This is a genomic window from Streptomyces telluris, assembly GCF_024519335.1.
Lineage (GTDB): Bacteria > Actinomycetota > Actinomycetes > Streptomycetales > Streptomycetaceae > Streptomyces > Streptomyces telluris.
Genome location: NZ_JANIID010000038.1, coordinates 32,184 through 45,617, shown reverse-complemented (window position 1 = coordinate 45,617; position 13,434 = coordinate 32,184). Strand labels below are relative to the sequence as shown.

At 76.1% G+C, this 13,434-nt stretch carries 12 protein-coding genes; 7 read left to right on the top strand and 5 right to left on the bottom strand.

All coding sequences use genetic code 11. The annotated features are described in order from the left end of the window. The first annotated feature begins 6 nt into the window (after positions 1 to 6). Genes ribD through NQU55_RS30765 form a run of 3 tightly spaced genes read left to right on the top strand, consistent with a single transcriptional unit; the run spans position 7 to position 3,079 of the window. Positions 7 to 1,095 (top strand): bifunctional diaminohydroxyphosphoribosylaminopyrimidine deaminase/5-amino-6-(5-phosphoribosylamino)uracil reductase RibD, encoded by a 1,089-nt coding sequence (gene ribD / locus NQU55_RS30775; protein ID WP_168090970.1) that lies wholly within the window; start codon positions 7 to 9, stop codon positions 1,093 to 1,095. Beyond that, a complete protein-coding gene (locus NQU55_RS36965) occupies positions 1,092 to 2,342 on the top strand; it encodes a flavodoxin family protein (protein ID WP_168090951.1) in 1,251 nt (416 codons plus the stop codon). Before ribD ends, NQU55_RS36965 begins: the two co-directional genes overlap by 4 nt. Further along, on the top strand, positions 2,339 to 3,079 hold the full coding sequence (locus NQU55_RS30765) for a class I SAM-dependent methyltransferase (RefSeq protein ID WP_168090952.1): 741 nt from the start codon (positions 2,339 to 2,341) through the stop codon (positions 3,077 to 3,079). The genes NQU55_RS36965 and NQU55_RS30765 overlap by 4 nt, the downstream gene beginning before the upstream one ends. Before the next feature lie 111 nt (positions 3,080 to 3,190). Here NQU55_RS30765 and NQU55_RS30760 read toward each other — a convergent pair whose 3' ends face one another. Beyond that, positions 3,191 to 3,793, bottom strand: coding sequence for an NAD(P)H-dependent oxidoreductase (locus NQU55_RS30760; RefSeq protein ID WP_168090953.1), 603 nt, complete (start codon positions 3,791 to 3,793; stop codon positions 3,191 to 3,193). A 118-nt stretch (positions 3,794 to 3,911) separates the two neighbouring features. Next, positions 3,912 to 5,381, bottom strand: coding sequence for an MFS transporter (locus NQU55_RS30755; RefSeq protein WP_256791550.1), 1,470 nt, complete (start codon positions 5,379 to 5,381; stop codon positions 3,912 to 3,914). 70 nt (positions 5,382 to 5,451) lie between these two features. Between NQU55_RS30755 and NQU55_RS30750 the strand changes: the two genes are divergently transcribed. After that, on the top strand, positions 5,452 to 6,126 hold the full coding sequence (locus tag NQU55_RS30750) for a TetR/AcrR family transcriptional regulator (protein ID WP_168090955.1): 675 nt from the start codon (positions 5,452 to 5,454) through the stop codon (positions 6,124 to 6,126). Between the two features lie 65 nt (positions 6,127 to 6,191). After that, positions 6,192 to 9,035: a helix-turn-helix transcriptional regulator gene (locus tag NQU55_RS30745; protein WP_168090956.1), complete on the top strand. Its 2,844-nt coding sequence runs from the start codon at positions 6,192 to 6,194 to the stop codon at positions 9,033 to 9,035. Positions 9,036 to 9,048: 13 nt separating this feature from the next. Here the strand turns inward: NQU55_RS30745 and NQU55_RS30740 are convergent, their stop codons facing one another. Beyond that, positions 9,049 to 9,447, bottom strand: a complete 399-nt coding sequence (locus NQU55_RS30740) for a RidA family protein (protein ID WP_168090958.1) — start codon at positions 9,445 to 9,447, stop codon at positions 9,049 to 9,051. 109 nt (positions 9,448 to 9,556) lie between these two features. After that, positions 9,557 to 10,039 (bottom strand): RrF2 family transcriptional regulator, encoded by a 483-nt coding sequence (locus NQU55_RS30735; protein WP_206328871.1) that lies wholly within the window; start codon positions 10,037 to 10,039, stop codon positions 9,557 to 9,559. Positions 10,040 to 10,176: 137 nt separating this feature from the next. On the opposite strand from NQU55_RS30735, the gene NQU55_RS30730 reads away from it, so the two are divergent. Further along, positions 10,177 to 11,697: an alpha/beta hydrolase gene (locus NQU55_RS30730; protein WP_168090959.1), complete on the top strand. Its 1,521-nt coding sequence runs from the start codon at positions 10,177 to 10,179 to the stop codon at positions 11,695 to 11,697. 15 nt (positions 11,698 to 11,712) lie between these two features. Here the strand turns inward: NQU55_RS30730 and NQU55_RS30725 are convergent, their stop codons facing one another. Then, positions 11,713 to 12,447 (bottom strand): oxygen-binding di-iron domain-containing protein, encoded by a 735-nt coding sequence (locus NQU55_RS30725; RefSeq protein WP_168090961.1) that lies wholly within the window; start codon positions 12,445 to 12,447, stop codon positions 11,713 to 11,715. Between the two features lie 182 nt (positions 12,448 to 12,629). Here NQU55_RS30725 and NQU55_RS30720 point away from each other — a divergent pair, with 182 nt between their 5' ends. Then, positions 12,630 to 13,424 (top strand): class I SAM-dependent methyltransferase, encoded by a 795-nt coding sequence (locus tag NQU55_RS30720; protein WP_168090962.1) that lies wholly within the window; start codon positions 12,630 to 12,632, stop codon positions 13,422 to 13,424. Positions 13,425 to 13,434: the final 10 nt, after the last annotated feature.

The following is a 13,434-nucleotide window of genomic DNA, read 5'->3' as shown; positions in this document are numbered from 1 at the left end:
GAGGCGATGCGGCGGGCGCTCGCGCTCGCGGTGACCGCGCTGGGCCGCACCAGCCCCAACCCGGTCGTCGGCTGCGTCCTGCTGGACCCCGGCGGCGCCACCGTGGCGGAGGGCTACCACCGCGGTGCCGGCCACATGCACGCCGAGGTCGAGGCGCTGGCCGCGGCCGGGCACCGGGCGCGGGGCGCGACGGCCGTGGTCACCCTGGAGCCCTGCGCGCACCAGGGCCGTACGGGACCCTGCGCGGACGCGCTGCTCGCGGCCGGGGTCGCCCGCGTGGTGTATGCGGTGCCGGATCCCGTCCCCGGCCACGCGGGCGGCGCCGAGCGGCTGCGCGCCGCCGGGGTCGAGGTCGTCGGAGGCGTCCTGCGGGAGGAGGCGGAGCGGGCCAACGAGCTGTGGCTGACCGCGACCCGCCTCGGCCGGCCGTGCGTGACCTGGAAGTTCGGCGGGAGCCTCGACGGTCGCTCGGCGGCGCCCGACGGCACCTCGCGCTGGATCACCGGCCACGAGGCCCGCGCCGACGCGCACACGCTGCGGGCCACGCACGACGCGGTGCTCGTCGGCTCGGGGACGCTGCGGGCGGACGACCCGCACCTCGGCCTGCGGCACGGTGTGGAGGGCAAGCCGCCACTGCGCGTGGTGCTGGACCGCACCGGCGGCATCCGCCCGGACGCGCGCGTCCTGGACGACGCGGCGCCCACCCTCGTGGTCGTCGGCGAGTCGGCGGCCCCGCCCGTACTCCCCCACGGCCACGCGGTGCTGACCCTTCCCGAGCCCGGCGGGCGGCTGGACCTCACGGCGCTGGTGAAGGCGCTGTACGAGCGCGGGCTGTGCTCCGTGCTGCTGGAGGGCGGCGCCCGGCTGGCCGCGGAGTTCGCGGCGCAGGGCCTGCTCGACCGCGTCGTGGCGTACGTCGCCCCGGTGCTGATCGGCGGTGAGGGGCGCGCGGTGCTCGACGGGTTCGGCGCGGGCACCCTGAGCGAGGCGCTGCGCCTGAGGCTGGACGAGGTGGCCCGGCTCGGCGACGACGTCCGGATGGTGCTGCGCGCCCGCCCCCTCCCCGGCGGCCCGGAGCCGGAGGAGGTGTCGTGACCCCGCAGGTCGCGGTCGTCTACCACAGCAGGCGCGGCACCATGCGGGCGCTGGCCGAGGCCGCGGCCGCCGGGGCGCGGGCGCACGGCGCCCGGGTGCGGCTGCTGCGCGTCGCCGACGACGAGGCCGGCCCCGCGTGGCCGGACGAGGAGGCCCGGCCGGAGGACGTGCTGTGGGCCGACGGCCTGGTGCTGGCCTCCCCCACGTACTTCGGCAACGTCTCCGCGCCGTTCAAGCGGTTCCTGGACGGCACGACGAAGCTGTGGTGGGATGGGCTGCTGACCGACCGGGTGGTGACGGGGATGACGGCCTCGACCTGCCCGCACGGCGGCCGCGAGGCCACCTTGCTGACGATGTATCAGTCGGCTCACCACTGGGGGGCCTGGACCGTCGGGGCGGGCCCGGCCGGCCCCGGTGATCCGGCGGACCCCGCCGGTCCCGCCCGGCGCGGCGCGGGCGGCAATCCGTACGGGCTGGCGGTCACCGCCCTCCGCGACGGCGGCGTCGCGGAGCACGACCGGGACGCGGCCTGGGAGCTGGGCCGCCGGCTGGCCGGCGTGGCCGCCCGGGCGCGGTCCGGCGGCCCTCCCGGCCCGGACGCCGCGGCCCGCAGCCGGGTGACGGTCGTCCACTGCGCCGAGGACGAGACGGTCCGGCTGCTGGCGCAGGAGTGCGCGGCCGGGGCCCGGGAGCTCGGTGCCGAGGTGCGGTTGCGCCGGCTGACGGGGCCGGGCGTGCGGCGGGAGTCGGGGCTGCCCGGCCGTGCGGGCGGGGCCCCGGCGGCGGCCGCCGTCGACCCTGCCGACGTGGCGTGGGCGGACTCCGTGGTCTTCGGCACCCCGGTGCGGGCGGGCGCCGTCGCCGCGCCGCTGCTGGGCTTCCTGCAGTCGCTGGAGCCCCCGGCCGGGCCGGGCCCGCTCGCGGGCAAGCCCGCCAGCGGGTTCGTCTCCACCGCCCGGCCGCACGCGGGCAGCGAGTCGGCGCTCCTCTCCCTCCACCACGTGCTGCACCACTGCGGTGCGGTCGTGGTGCCGCCGGGCTACACCGATCCCGTGGTGTTCGAGGCCGGGGGCAATCCGTACGGCACGTCGCACGCCCGGTCGGCGGGGGTCCTGCCGACCGTCCAGGCGCTGGCGGCCGCCCGGCATCAGGGCAGGCGCGCAGCCCTGGCCGGCGACCGGCTGCGCGGCCGGCCCGTTCCCGGGGCCGGCCTCCTCGACACCCCCCTGGAGAAGGAACTCACATGACCGTGCAGCAGTACGACGACATCGGCGAGGCCTACGAGGGATTCAAGTCGCTGCCCATGGCCCGCTACCCGGAGTCGGACAGCTTCCTGCGGATGCTCGGGGACCTGAGCGGCAAGTCGGTCCTGGACCTGGCGTGCGGGACGGGCTTCTACAGCCGGCAGGCGAAGCTGCTCGGCGCCGCGGAGGTCCTCGGCGTCGACGTCTCCGACACCATGGTGGCCGCGGCCTGGTCCATCGAGAAGCGCAACCCGCTGGGGGTGCGCTACCTGGTCGGCGACGGCGCCGACCTGCCCCTGTTCGACCGGCACTTCGACGTGGCGACGGCCGTCTACCTCCTCAACTACGCCGACGACGCGGCCACGATGGAGTGGATGTGCCGGGGCGTGCACCGCAGCCTGCGGCCGGGCGGGGAGTTCTTCGTCCTCACCCAGGCGCCGGAGTTCCGCTTCGACGGGCCGCCCACGGAGAAGTACGGCTTCCGCTACGAGCAGGTGGGCGAGGGCGAGGTGGGACCGCGGGTGCGGGTCACGGCGCTGCTCGACTCCCCCGTCGAGTTCGTGACCAACTACCCGCGGCGCGAGGTGTGCGAGGGCGCGCTGTGGGCGGCCGGCTTCCGGGACGTCACGTGGGTGCCGCTGCAGGTGCCCGAGGACGGAGTCAGCAGGTACGGCGCGGAGTTCTGGGAGAACTTCCTCGCCAATCCGCCGCTGGCGATGCTGCGCTGCACGGCCGGCTGACGGCCGGACCCGCGGCGCGCCACCCCGGCGGCCCGGCTTCCCCTGCGGCTCCGGCGGCCATGACGGCCCCGGCGGCGGTCGTCCGCCGCCGGGGCCGTCCTGCGTGCGCGGTCAGAGCAGCCAGGGCCGGAAGTCGTCCGCGGGCGGCAGGCCGGAGGTCTCCCGGGCGGCCGCGGCGGTGCGGTGGATGTGGAACAGCAGGCGGACGGCCGCGCCGGGGTCGCCGAAGGCGACCTGCCCGTCGGGCTCCTCGCGCAGGGTCCGGTCGACGCGGGCGACGACGGTGCGCGGGCCGATGATGGTGGCGCCTGCGGAGAAGAGCATCCGCTCGACCTCGCAGTACGGCTCGGGCTCGGCCGCGGGGGCGGTGGAGGTGGTGATGACCGCGACGGGCTTGCCGATGAGCGGGGAGCCTTCGGTGGGCCACGTCAGCCAGTTGAGGAGCGTGCGCAGGGAGGTGGGCGGCGCGGCGGCCGTCTCGGGGGTCGTGATGACGATGCCGTCGGCGAGCGAGGCCATCTGGCGCAGGGCGTCGGCGACGGGGTGCGAGGGGGCGATGATCTCGCTGCCGGCCCGGGCCAGTACGGACGGCGCCGTGCTGACGACGAGCCGGGTGCCGGAGGCACCGGGGGCCGAGAGCGCGCGCAGCAGCGGGTCGCCGTAGGGGTCGTCGTCGGCCGGGGCGCTCAGCCCCAGCAGCAGTACGTTCTCCACGGTCGGACTCCTTCCTTGACGTGGTGCGTAGGGGGCCTCGGGGTGCTCAGGCCTTGGGGACGGGGGCCTTGGGGGAAGAGCCCCCGCAGGTGCGGGTGAGGTCGTGGGGGCCGGCCGGTCAGCCGGCCGGGGCGGGGCGCAGGCGTCTGGAGAGCAGCACGCCTGCCAGGGCGAGCGCCGCGGTGAGCGCGAAGGTGAACAGGAGCCCGGCCCGGGTGGTCGCGCCGTGCCGGTGGGCCGTGGCGACCGCGGCGCCGCCGATGCCGGAGACCAGGCCGGTGGCGAGGGTCTGGGCGAGCTGCAGGGAGCCGCTGACGAGGCCCTGCCGGCCGGCGGGGGCCTGTTCGAGGGTGTCGGTCGTGGCGGCATTGAAGGCGACGCCCATGCCGAAGCCGCCCACGGCCCAGCCCGCGACGGCGACGAGCGGGGGCACGGCCTCGGCGAGGACGGCGGCGGCCATGACGGCGAGCCCGGCGAGCAGGACGGCGAAGCCGAGGGTGACGCTGCCGGTGCGGCCCTGTGCCCGGCCGTCGCGCCGGGCCTGCCAGGCGGAGCCGGCGACCCACGTGATGGCGCCGGCGGACAGGCCGAGGCCGGCCGGGGAGGCGTGCACGCCGCGCAGTTCCTGCAGGCCGAGCGGGAGGAAGGCCTCGCTGCCGAAGTAGACGCCGCACAGCAGGAAGCGGATGCCGATGCCGGCGCCGACTCCGGCCCGTAGGCGGAGGGTTCCGGCGGGGGTGACCCGGCGCAGGGCGGGCACGGCGACGGCCGGGCCGGCGAGGGCGAGCGGGATCAGCAGGGCGAGGTTGTCAAGGAGCAGCGCCTGGAGGAAGAGTGCGGTGCCCGCGGTGAGGAGGATGCTCGCGGCGAGGGGGCTCCGCCACCAGGGTCCGGCGGGGGTGGCGGCGCAGGCGGCGGGGCGGTCGAGGCGGCGCAGGCCCGGGAGGGTGAGGGCGGCGGCGACGGCGATCAGCGGCAGCATGAGCAGGAACACGCCGCGCCAGCCCGCGAGGTCGGAGAGCGTGCCGGCGACGACGGGGCCGATCAGCGAGGGGATGGTCCAGGCCGAGGAGAGGAGGGCGAACATGCGCGCCCTGAGGTGTTCGGGGTAGGCGAGCCCGATCACGGTGTAGGCCATGCTCATGACAGCTCCGACGCCGAGGCCCTGCAGCGCGCGGCCGAGCAGGAACAGCGGCCAGGAGACCGCCGCGCCCGCCACCGCGCAGCCGGCGGCGAAGACCAGCGTCCCGGCGGCCATGGAGCGCGCGGGCCCGCCCCGGTCGGCCGCGCGTCCGGCGACCACCGTGCCGACGATGTTGGCGAGCATCAGGGCCGACAGGCCCCAGCCGTAGGCGCCGAGTCCGTGCAGGTCGTCCGCGATGCCGGGCAGGACCGTGGCCACGCCCAGGGATTCGAAGGCGACCATGCTCACGGACAGGACGACGCCGAGGGTCAGCGCGCGGCGGGCCCCGGAGAAGACGCTCTCCGCCGGGCCCTCCCCCGCCGTCGGCGACGGGGAGACGTCCGCACCGGGCGGCGCGAGCGGGCCGCCGGGCCCCTCCACCGCCTGGTTCACCTCCTGCGACACGACGACCTCCAGCACAACGTTTCGTTACGTTCCGGGACGGAATCAATTGCAGCTTACCTATACTGGCCGCATGGTGAACACCCCGAACGGCGCGGTGGCCGAAGCGCGGGAGACGCGCGAAGGCGGCCAGCAGCGCACAGGCAGGCCACGGGACGGCCGCATCGACGCGGCCGTGCCCGCCGCGGTGATGGAGATCCTCAACGAGTCGGGCTACGGGAACCTGACGCTCGAAGCGGTGGCCGCCCGTGCGGGGACGAGCAAGCCGGCCCTGCGCCGGCGCTGGCAGTCCCGCCAGCACCTCGTCGTGGACGCGCTGGTCACCACCGTGGGCGCCACCCCGACACCCGACACCGGCTGCACCCACTGCGACCTGATCGCCGGCATCGGCACGCTGAGCCAGGCCTTCGGCACCACGCTGGGGCGGCGCGTCCTGCCCGCCCTCGTGGCCGACCTCGCCGACCACCCCGAGCTGGAGAGCCTGTTCCTGGAGCGCTTCTTCCACACGCGCCGGGCCTCGACGGCCGAGGCGCTGCGCCGCGGCATCCGGCGCGGGGACCTGCGCCCCGACGCCGACATCGACCTGCTGCTCGACATGCTGGCCTCCACCACGTACTACCGGGTGCTCTTCGGGCACCTGCCGGTGACCGCGACGCTCGCGGAGGACGTGGTCGAGGTCGTGCTCAAGGGCGTCGCCACCGAGGCCTGGCGCGGGCGCCACAGCCACGGGGTGTTCGACGGCTTCTGACGCGCGGGGGCAGCGGAGGCCGGGCGCCGTGACGGCCCGGCAGGCACGAGGGGAGGGAGAGACTGTTGCTCAGCCGCGACAGCGAAATGACGGCCCTGGACGGGGCCTTGTCCGCCGCGGAGGCGGGCATGGGGGCCAGCCTGCTGCTGGAGGGCGGCATCGGCGCCGGCAAGTCGCACCTGGTGCGCGCCGCGCTGAGGACCGCCCGCAGCAAGGGCTTCGGAACGGTCTCCGCGCGCGCCAGACCCGGCGAGCGCGACCGCGCCCACGGCGTCCTGCACCAGATCCGCGACCAGCTGACCGGCCCTGCCGGAGAGCCCGGGAGCCCGCGGGGGGCGGACGGCACGGACGGGGCCGGGGAGGCCGCCGCGGTGCACCGCATGATCACGGCCGCCACGGCCGGCGCCCCCCTGCTGATCGCGATCGACGACCTGCAGTGGACGGACGCCCCGTCGCTGCACTGGCTCGGCTACCTGACGGCCCGCCTGGAGGGCCTGCCCGTCGTCCTGCTGGCCACCCTCGGCACGGACCGCCCCGACCTGACGGGCGACGGCGCGGGCGGGCAGGGCTCCGAGTCCGCGGCCGGCGTCGCCTCCTTCTTCCACCGCCGCGTGGTGCTGCAGGGCCTAAACGCCGACAGCGTCGGCTATCTGCTGACGTCCTTCCTCGGCGAGCCCGCGCCCGAGGACCTCACGCGCGCCTGCCGCACGGCCACCGGCGGCAACCCGCTGCTGCTCCAGGCCCTGCTGCGCGAACTGCACCGCACCGGCCTCACCTCCGGGGACCTCTCCGCCGGCCGTGTGGCCCGGCTGGCGCCGGTGGAGGTCGCCGAGACCCTGCTGACCCGGCTCGGCGGCTGCTCCCCCGAGGTCGGCGCCGTCCTCGACGCCGTCTCCATCGTCGCGCCCGGGGCGAGCGGCCCGCTCGTCTCCCGGCTCGTCGGCATCGGCGCCGGCGAGGCGGCCGACGCCCTCTACCGGCTGGTACGCCGGGGCGTCCTGACGGAGGGCCACGACGGCATCGGCTTCGCCCAGCCCGTGGTCATGGCCTCCTTCCGGGCCCGGATGCCGCCCAGCGAGCGGGCGCGCCTGCACGCCGAGGCCGCCAAGGCCCTCTACGCGGGCAGCGCCCCCCGCGAGCGCATCACCGCGCACCTGCTGCCCGGCGCCCCCGTGGGCGAGCGCTGGGCGCTGCGGCTGCTGGTGGACGCGGCCGACGCGGCGCTCGCGGGCGGCGCCCTCGCCGAGGCCCGGGTCTGCCTGGAGCGCGGCCTCGCCGAGTGCGGGCCGGAGGAGGAGCCGGGGCTGCTGCGCCGGCTCGGCCACATCGAGCTGGCCGACGGCCCCGAGCCCGCGGTCGCCCGGCTGCGCCGCACCGTCGACCTGATCCGGGGCGACACCGGGCAGCGGGCCATGGCCCTGCTCGACCTGGCCCAGGCCGCCGCCCTGACCGGCGACGTGCCGGAAGCGCTGCGGATCGTGGAACAGGAGGCGGGCGAACTCGACCGCGCGGGCGCCCCGAAGGAGCTGCGGGCGGGCTTCCGCGCCGTACGCGGCCTGCTCGAACTCCTCGAAGGCCGCGGCACGCACCAGGCGCCGCCCTCGACGTCCTCCCCCGCGCAGCTCAGCGAAGTCGCCCGGAGCCCGTGGGTGCGCCGGGCCGAGGCCGCGCTGGCCGCCGTGGGCGCCCAGTGGAGCGGCACCCGGCGGGCCGAGGCGCTCCAGCAGGCCCGCCTGGCGCTCAGCGAACCGGCCGCCACCGTCAACGACCACGCCCTGATGCGGCTGGGCCTCGTCCTCGTCCTGGCCCGCTCCGGCGCCGAGGAGGAGGCCCTGGACAACTGCGCGGCCCTGCTGAGCGCGGCGACCGCGGAGGGTTCGCGCACCGTGGCGGCGCTCGCCCGGGCCGTGCTCGCCGAATGCACCTACCGCGCGGGCCGGCTGACGGAGTGCCTGGACGCGGCGCACGAGGTGCTGGAGCGGGGCCCTGAGCCCGCCGAGCACGAGTGGCTGGGCTCCGCCATGGCCCGCGGCTGGCTGGGCAGCGCCCTGTACGAATCCGGGGACCTGGACCAGGCGCAGCGGGTCCTGCTGGAGCCCGGTCTGGAGGGCGCGGTGCCGGCGGTCACGCTGCCCGGCCTGCTGTTCCACCGCGGGCGGCTGCAGGTCGCCCTGGGGCGGGTCGGTCCCGGGCTGGCGGACCTGGAGGAGTGCGGGCGGCTGCTGCTGCACCGGGGCTGGACCAACCCGGCGCTGTGGCCCTGGCGTTCCGAGGCGGCCCTGGCGCACGCCCGGCTGGGCGACGAGGAGGCGGCCCGGCGGCTGGCCGGCGAGGAGCTGGCCCTCGCGCGGGCCTTCGGCGCGCCCCACGCGGTGGGGGTCGCCCTGCGCGCGGCCGGGCTGCTGGCTCCCGGCGAGGAGCGGGCGGCGCTGCTCACCGAGTCCGTCCTGCTGCTGCGGGAGGCGGGTGCGGCGCTGGACGAGGCGCGGGCGCTGCGCGACCTCGGGCGCGAGCTGATGCGCACCCGCAAGGCGCGCCAGGCCCGCGAACACCTGCGGGCCGCGGCCGCGCTGGCCGAGAAGTGCGCGGCGCACGTCCTGGTGCAGGAGCTGCGCCAGGACATGGTCGAGGCGGGGGCGCGCCCGCGCCGCGACACCGAGATCGGCCCCGCCTCGCTCACCCCCGCCGAGCGCCGGACGGCGCTGCTCGCGGCGGAGGGGCTCACCAACAAGGAGATAGCCGGGCGGCTGTACGTGACCCGGCGCACGGTGGAGATGCACCTGAGCCGGGTCTACCGGAAGCTGTCGATCTCCGACCGCCGCGCCCTGCGGCTGGTGACGGGCGATCAGCGGCCGCCGTCGCCCTCCGGTCCGCACCCGCAGCACGAGGCGGCGGAGTCCTGCGCGTGACGGCGGCGGCCGGTCAGGGGCGGACGGCGACCGCGTCGACCTCGAAGAGCATGCCCGGCAGGGCGAGCCCGGCGACGCCGAGCAGGGTCTGCGCCGGGGGCTTGTCGCCCCAGATCCGGCCTATGACCGCGACCAGGGCTTCGAGCTTGGCCTGGTCGTTGCCGACGATGTAGGTGCCGAGGCGGGCGACGTGGCTGTAGTCGAGGCCCGCGGCGGCCAGGGCGGTGCCCAGGTGGGCGAAGGAGAGCTCGACCTGCTCGGCGAAGTCGCCGGAGGTCACGTGGCCGTCGGCGTCGGAGGCGTACTGCCCGGCGACGAACACGAGGTCCGGCGACGGCGCGACGGCGACGTGGCTGTAGCCGAAGCCCGTGGGGTCGTGCAGGGCGGCGGGGTTGACGATGGTGTGGGACATGGTCACTCTTCCTCTGTGCGCTCGTGCGGGTCTATGAACGGGTCTGTGAACGGGTCTGCGTACGCGTCCGCGTACAGGTCTGCGTGCGGGTCTGTGGCGGATCCGGTGGTCAGGCGCGTGCTTGCGCGAACCAGCGGCGGGTGCGTTCGGGCACCTCGGGGACGTCCCGTTCCACGTTCTTCTTGACGTCGGCCAGGGTCTGCGCGGCGAGCTCCCTGCGCCAGGCGAGCTCGGCCCGGCGCATGGCCTGGTCGATCAGGCACCGGCTGCCGTCGGCGACCGGCTCGCCCAGCGGGCCCTGCTCACGGATCTCGGTGCAGCGGAAGGCCGGTTCGGGGCCCTCGATCGCCGTCACCACGTCCATCAGGGTGATGTCCTCGGGCGCCCGGGCGAGCCGGAAGCCGCCGCGGGGGCCGGGCACGGAGGAGACGATGCCCTCGCGCGCCAGCGCCTGCATCTGCTTGTTGAGGTACGCCGTGGGCAGGTCGTAGAAGGCCGCCAGGCGGGCGGCCGGCACCGCCTGCTCCCCGCCGGCCCAGGCCAGGTTGAGGCAACAGTGCAAGGCCCACTCGACGCCACCGCTCATCTTCATGACCTGGACACTACATAACCTGGATATCCAATGTCCAGGATTCGTACGCCGACCGGATGCACCCCGCCCCCGATCCGTTTGAAGGAGGCGGCGACCGGAACATAACTCTCCGTCAGATCCAGTGGAGAGGACCCTTCGTGAGATGTCGCCGGGCGTGCCGCCGGGCCGCGGGAGTGGCGGTCGCTCTGGTGCTGCTGACCGGCGGGAGTCCGGCCGCGCCCGCCCCGCAAAGCCTCCGGTGGGGGCCGTGCCCGGCGGAGGTCGCGGCGCCCGCCCGCAGCGGCCTGCAGTGCGCCACGGTCCGGGTGCCGCTGGACTACGCGGCACCGGCCGGCCGCAGCGTCACGATCGGCATCTCCCGGCTCGCGGCCACCGGGCCCGGCCCCCGGCGCGGGGTGCTGCTGCTCAACCCGGGCGGCCCCGGCGGCCCGGGGACGCCCATGCCGCTGTGGTTCGCGGCGCACGTACCCGCATCCGTACGGGCCGGTTACGACCTCATCGGCTTCGACACGCGCGGTCTGTTCACCAGCACCCCGGTCTCCTGCGGTCTGAGCGCCGCGCAGCTGCGGCACGCGCCCGTGTCGATGCCCCTCCCCCACCGGCCCTTCGCCGCCACCGCCGAACTCCACCGCAGCATCGCGCAGTCGTGCGCCCGGAACGCCGGCGACCTGCTGCCGACCATGTACACGGCCAACACCGTCCGGGACATGGACCGCATCCGGCGCGCGCTCGGCGAGAAGCGCATCTCGTACTACGGCGTGTCCTACGGCGCCCACCTCGGCGCCGCGTACGCCACCGTCTTCCCCGCCCGCACCGACCGGGTGGTGCTGGACAGCGCGCCCGACGCCCGGGCCGGCTGGTGGAAGGCCCTGCGCGCCTTCGGGCCGGGAAGCCAGAAGCGCTTCCCCGACCTCACCGCGTACGTGGCCGGGCGGAACTCCGCCTACCACCTGGGCACGACGGCCGACGAGGTGTCCGAGACGTACGCCCGGCTGCTCGCGGAGACCGCCGCCCGCCCGAAGGAGGTCGGCCACTACGCCGTCGACGACAACGTCCTGCGCCAGATCACCCTGCAGGCCCTGTTCTCGGACTCCTTCTTCCCGCACCTGGCGGACGTGTGGCGGTTCCTCGCCCGCGCGCCCGGCGCTCCCGACGAGGCCGGGGCGGAGAAGGCCCTGGCCCCGCTGCAGGCGGCCGTCCCCCTGGAACCGCGGACCCAGCAGCTGGTCCTGCCGACCATGCTGGCCGTCCTGTGCCAGGACACCCCGTGGCCGCGCTCGGTGGCCGCCTACCGGCGGGCCCAGCAGCACGACGCGTGGCGCTATCCCGTCGCCGGGGCGATGACCGGGAACATCTGGCCGTGCGCCTTCTGGCCGTACCGCCCCGAGGAGCCGCCCGTGCGCATCGGCGACCGCGGCCCGCGCAACATCCTCATGCTGCAGAACCGCCGCGACCCCGCCACGCCGTACGCGGGGGCGCGGGCCGTGCGCAAGGCCCTGGGGCGGCGCGCGGTCATGGTGGACGCCGCCCAGGGAGGGCACGGCGTCTACGGGTTCACGGCCGACCCGTGCGCCGGCGACGCGGCGACGGCCTGGCTGACCCGGGGCACGCTGCCGCGCGCCGACCTCTCCTGTCCCGCGCGGCGCACGGCCCTCTGAGGTGACCGCCGGGCCTCAGCGCGGGCCGCCCTCGCGCTCCACCGAGGCGGTGAACCGCTCCTCGTAGGCCCCGGCCAGGTCCCGCAGCGCCTGCGGGCAGTCGCCGTTGTAGGAGGGGCCGTGCATCAGGCCCAGCGTCACCGGCTCCAGCCCGGCGAGCCGGCGCATGGCCGGGGCGGTGGCGGCCGTCAGGCAGGTCGCCCCGAAGACGTCCTCGGCGGCGACGGCCGGCCCGACGATCTCCTGTTCCGTGAGGGCGGGCGCGTCGCCGATGCGGGTGAAGAGGTCGCCGCAGAACAGGGTCCGCGTGGTCTCCTCGAAGAGCAGCCCGGCGTCCCAGCCGTGCGGCACGTGCGGGGTCTCCAGCCGCCGGACCCGCTTCCCGCCGAGGTCGATCACCTCGCCGTCGCCCAGCGGCACGGGCGGGCGGTCGGCCAGGTCGTTCACGGACACCAGGCAGCCCATGGCCCCGTGCGCCGCGCGGGCCCGCGGGGCGGCGGCGAGCCAGGAGTTGAGCGAGCCGCACTCGTCGGCCTCGACGTGCCCGAAGGTGATCCAGCGGAGGTTCTCCACCGGCAGCACCCGGGCCACGGCCTGCGACACGAGCGGGAAGAGCGACCGCAGCCCGCAGTGGAACAGCAGCGGTTCCTCGGCGTCGACGAGGAACTGGTTGAACATGAAGTCCGCGTCCTCGACGTACGTCGACAGCCGGTAGATGTCCGGCGCGATCTCCGTGACCCGGGTCTCCATGGGCACCGCCTCTCTTCCCCCGGCTTCGCCGGTACGGCGCCAGTCTGGCGCGGCCCGGGCTGTTGTCTCGGTACCGGCACCCAAATGCTCCGGGGCGTGTTACGGGGCGCTCCGTGATCCATCTGCCGCGCGGCGAACGGAATCGTGGAGTCCTGAACGTCCGGATGAAGGAGACGCGCCCCATGACCGACGCCGCCGACGGCCGCGCAGCGCCCCCCGCCCACGACGATCTGCAGTACGACCGGATCGGCGGGGACTACGAGCTCTCCAAGCTCCTGCCGCTGACCCGGTTCGTGGAGCGGCCCAGCGTGCTGGGCCTGCTGGCCGACGTGCGGGACAGGAGCGTCCTCGACCTCGCCTGCGGCACGGGCGTCTACAGCCGGCACGCCCGCCGGCTGGGCGCGCGGCGCGTGCTGGGCGTGGACATCTCCCCCAGGATGGTCGAGGTCGGCCGGGCCGCGGAGGAGCGCGAGCCGCTGGGCGTCGAGTACGCGGTCGGCGACGGCACCGAGCTGCCGCGGCTGGGCGACTTCGACGTGCTGCTGGCGGCGTACCTGTTCAACTACGCCGACTCCCCGGAGACGATGGGGCTCATGGCCCGGTCGTGCGCGCGCAACCTGCGCGCGGGCGGCGAGCTGCGGGCCCTCGTCGCCCACCCGGACTTCGACTTCGGCCGGCCCCTGCCGCAGAAGTACGGCTTCTCCTTCGAGCAGGCGGAGGACCCGGCGCACGACGGCCGGATCCGGGTCACGGCGCACACCGAGCCCCCGGTCAGCTTCACCGCCTACCTGCCGTCCGGGCGGGTGTACGAGGAGGCCTTCACGGCCGCCGGGTTCCGCGACTGCACCTGGAGCCCGGTGCGGCTGTCCACCGACGGCGTCCTGGAGTTCGGGCCGGAGTACTGGGACGACTTCACGGCCAACCCGCCGTGGGTGCTCTTCCGCTGCGTCAAGGACGCCGGGGACAGCCGCGGGTGAGCACGGAGAC